General features: G+C 60.2%; 4 protein-coding genes and 1 pseudogene. 2 read left to right on the top strand and 3 right to left on the bottom strand.

Annotated elements, in window-relative coordinates:
• The 3 genes and pseudogenes from SMC5_RS11200 to SMC5_RS01040 all read right to left on the bottom strand — a co-directional run.
• A pseudogene (locus tag SMC5_RS11200) lies at nucleotides 1-320 on the bottom strand (CTP synthase); the annotation flags it as partial.
• Nucleotides 321-433: 113 nt separating this feature from the next.
• Nucleotides 434-769, bottom strand: a complete 336-nt coding sequence (locus tag SMC5_RS01045) for a helix-turn-helix domain-containing protein (protein WP_119119238.1) — start codon at nucleotides 767-769, stop codon at nucleotides 434-436.
• 88 nt (nucleotides 770-857) lie between these two features.
• Nucleotides 858-1,373 (bottom strand): type 1 glutamine amidotransferase domain-containing protein, encoded by a 516-nt coding sequence (locus tag SMC5_RS01040; RefSeq protein ID WP_119119237.1) that lies wholly within the window; start codon nucleotides 1,371-1,373, stop codon nucleotides 858-860.
• 161 nt (nucleotides 1,374-1,534) lie between these two features.
• On the opposite strand from SMC5_RS01040, the gene acpS reads away from it, so the two are divergent.
• Nucleotides 1,535-1,912, top strand: a complete 378-nt coding sequence (acpS, locus tag SMC5_RS01035; RefSeq protein ID WP_119119236.1) for a holo-ACP synthase — start codon at nucleotides 1,535-1,537, stop codon at nucleotides 1,910-1,912.
• Nucleotides 1,893-3,449: an NAD(P)H-hydrate dehydratase gene (locus SMC5_RS01030; protein WP_165848908.1), complete on the top strand. Its 1,557-nt coding sequence runs from the start codon at nucleotides 1,893-1,895 to the stop codon at nucleotides 3,447-3,449. The genes acpS and SMC5_RS01030 overlap by 20 nt, the downstream gene beginning before the upstream one ends.
• Nucleotides 3,450-3,527 lie beyond the last annotated feature (78 nt).

Genomic DNA, 3,527 nt, shown 5'->3' with positions numbered 1-3,527 from the left:
TACTCGCCCTTGCGCTCTTTCTCGATGACGGAGAGGTAGACCTGCCCGCTGGTGATATTGTTCATGCGGTGCAGGTTCTGGTTGAGGAAGCGCTCGTAGTGTCCCAGGTCCAGGTCGGTCTCCGCGCCGTCCTCAGTCACAAAGACCTCGCCATGCTCAAATGGGTTCTGCACACCGGCGTCGACGTTGAGATATGGGTCCATCTTGAGAATGGTCACGGAGAAGCCCTCGTCGAGGAGGATGCGCCCCAGAGAGGCGGCGAAGATGCCCTTGCCCAATGACGACATAACGCCACCGGTAACGAAGATGAATTTACTCATGCTGCCTCCGCGATTGACTGGGGTATGGAACTACGCGCCATGGTCACGGGCACGCCGTCTAAATACGACAATTGATGCACAACTTTCTTACCAGGCACGGGATCAAAACTGTCTCACTTGCCATGCCTGTTCCTTTTTGGACGTGCGTCGCGGATATACGCGATAAATGCATGGACTGCCTGGATATCCTCGGTGTTGAGATCCCCCTGGTGACGCAGCGCCAGCTCCAGTTCATCACCGGAAGCAGGCAGCCTCTTGTCGCGTACCATGTCTGCGGCGTCGAGGCCAAATGCGGCGGCGATCCTGGTCACTGTAGCCAATGTAGGCGACGTAGGGGTGGAGAGGATCTGAGAGATCCTCCCCGAGGAGATGCCGGCAGCAGCAGCCAGCTCACGCTGACTCCTGTGGCTCCTTGACAGCAATACCTCGACGTTTTCTTTAAACCCCATGGTTGCTCCTTATTTATTGTATATGGAAACCGCCGGCCGCCAACCGCGCCGGCCGGCGGTGCATGCTGCTGGTCTGCTCCAGATAGTGCTATTTCTGAACGGAGAGCACCCTCAGGACCTCACGCATGAAGTCTGGCAAATCCGCCGGCGACCGGGACGTGACGAGGTTGCCATCGACGACAACCGACTGGTCGACCCAGATTGCCCCGGCGTTCGACATGTCGTCTCTGATAGCGCTGGTACTGGTGAGCGTGCGCCCTTTGACGATCCCAGCGCTGATGCCCACCCACCCGGCATGGCAGATCATCGCCACCAGCTTGCCCTTGTCATTCATCTCCCCAACCAGCGAAAGCATGGCCTTCGACCGGCGGAGGAAGTCCGGTGCGTATCCGCCTGGCACGACTACACCCTCGAACTCTCCCGGGGTGACATCCGCAATGAGCATGTCTGGCGTAAAGGGCACACCGAATTTACCCTTGTAGACACGTTTTTCTGTCGCAACGCTGACCGATTCGAACCCAGCTTCCTTGAGACGATAGTAGGGATAGATGAATTCCTGCTCATTCACCATCTCGTCCAGCAAAACAGCAATCTTCTTTGCCATATCGGCCTCCCTTGGCATGTTTGCCTTCTATTTATATTCTAGCCAAGAGGAGGCATAATGAAATGAAGACGTTCGACGCCAGCCAGCCCACCTGGGTGGCCTTCTGAGCCGATTCACGGTGAAGACCGCGCCGTACGGGTCTTTGCTGCTATACTGAAATAATGAAACAACTCGGCGTGGACATAGTGGCCGTGGCGCGTATCCAGGCTCTGGGGGAACGGTATGGAGAACGCTTTCTGAACCGCATCTACTCCGCCTCCGAACTCTCGACATGTGACCGCCCCGACCGCTGGCAGTGTCTGGCAGGCCGCTGGGCCGCCAAGGAGGCTGTCATCAAGCTGCTGCCTTCAAGGGACCTTCCGACGCTGCGCGAGGTCGAGATCGCTCCAGGGCCGGAGGGCGCGCCGATTGCCGTCATCCGCGGGACACCCTGGTTCAACTGTTCCCTCAGCATCAGCCACGAACGCGAGTACGCGGTCGCCGTGGCCATGGTGATCCAGGGAGAATATGGGAGCATGTATGAGAGCGGCGACTCGTAGTCAGATCCGCAGTATCGAGAAACACACCTTCAACGAATACGGCATGCCGTCGATCGTGCTTATGGAGCGCGCCGGCCAGGCTGTCGCGGACGTGGCACTAAACATCGCGGACGAGGACGCAGAAGAGGGGCTGAGGCCGCACTTCGTCGTTCTGTGTGGAACAGGCGGCAACGGAGGCGACGGCTTTGTCGCAGCCCGCGACCTCCTGTTCGCGGGCTTCCCCGTCACGATATTTGCACTCCCCGTCAAAGGACACCCCAGCGACGATGTAGAGACGGAACGCGCATTCCTGGAGCGAGTCGCCCCCGAAGGTACCTTCATCAACGTCACGGACGAAGAGGTCCTGGACAAGATCGAGGAATCGATCGACGACGACGCCATCGTGATCGACGCCCTGTTTGGCATCGGCCTCGACCATGTGGTTTCAGGAATAGCCGGGGACATCATCGAGATCGTCAACGCGAGTCTGGCGCACGCTGTCGTGGCAGTAGACATCCCGTCCGGCATCGACTGCGACACCGGCATGGCGCTGGGGACTCCCGTCTTTGCCAGCGATACCGTCACATTCGGTCTGCCAAAGCTGGGCCTGTACATGGGAGCGGGCACAGAAGCGGCAGGCGAAGTCCACGTCGAACAGCTCATCTATCCCGACATATTGCTGGAACAGAGTGCGATCCATGCTCAGTTGACCGAGCCCCCCGAGTTCCCGGAACGGATGCGGACCATGCACAAGGCCACCTATGGCAAGGTGGCTATCATCGCCGGCTCTCCCGACTACACGGGCGCTCCCGTCTTTGCCGCCGAGGCTGCACTCACCACCGGGACAGGCACGATCCACCTCATCGTGCCTCAGAGCATCGCGGATGTCGTCCGCGTCAAGGTCGACGGGCCGATCGTTCAAGCGTTCGCCGGTGACGTCCTTACCGTCGAGGCGCTCCCCCATATCCTGGAACTGCTGGAAGATACGACTGCGGCACTGATAGGTCCAGGCCTGGGGGGCGACCCCCGGACGCTGGAGGCCGTCCTGCTTCTTGCCACCGCCTTCAAGGGAACACTCATCCTGGACGGCGACGCCTTGTTCGCCTGTGTGGGTCATCTGGACGTGCTGTGGAAACGCGACAACCCGACGATCCTGACCCCGCACTCCGGCGAATTCGCCCGTCTGGTGGACCTGACACCGGAGGACGTCGAGAAGGGTGGAACGCTCAGTTCAGCGCAGACACTTGCTGCTCAGGCAAGCGCTGTCGTGCATCTCAAGGGACACCGCTCGCTCACCGTCCTGCCCGACGGCTCGCTGTACATCAATACGACTGGTAATCCCGGCATGGCCAAGCCCGGCATGGGTGACGCTCTCGCGGGTATCATCCTGTCGCTGGTTGCGCGTGGAGTGGCACCTGACCTGGCAACGGCTCAGGGGGCGTACATCCATGGACTTGCCGGAGACGCGGCAGCCGAGGTCATGGGGGAGGAGTCGATGGGGACGCCGGAACTCATCATGGCTCTGGCCGCTACGATCAAGGAATTGAACGCCGGATAGCATCACCGGCAGACCTCCCGCAAGGGAAGGTCAGCATCACCGACCGGGCATAGCCCGGCAGACCGCATGCAGCGGTCA

This window comes from Candidatus Cryosericum odellii (assembly GCF_003570935.1).
Lineage (GTDB): Bacteria > Caldisericota > Caldisericia > Cryosericales > Cryosericaceae > Cryosericum > Cryosericum odellii.
This window is presented reverse-complemented; position numbering and strand designations above follow the sequence as displayed.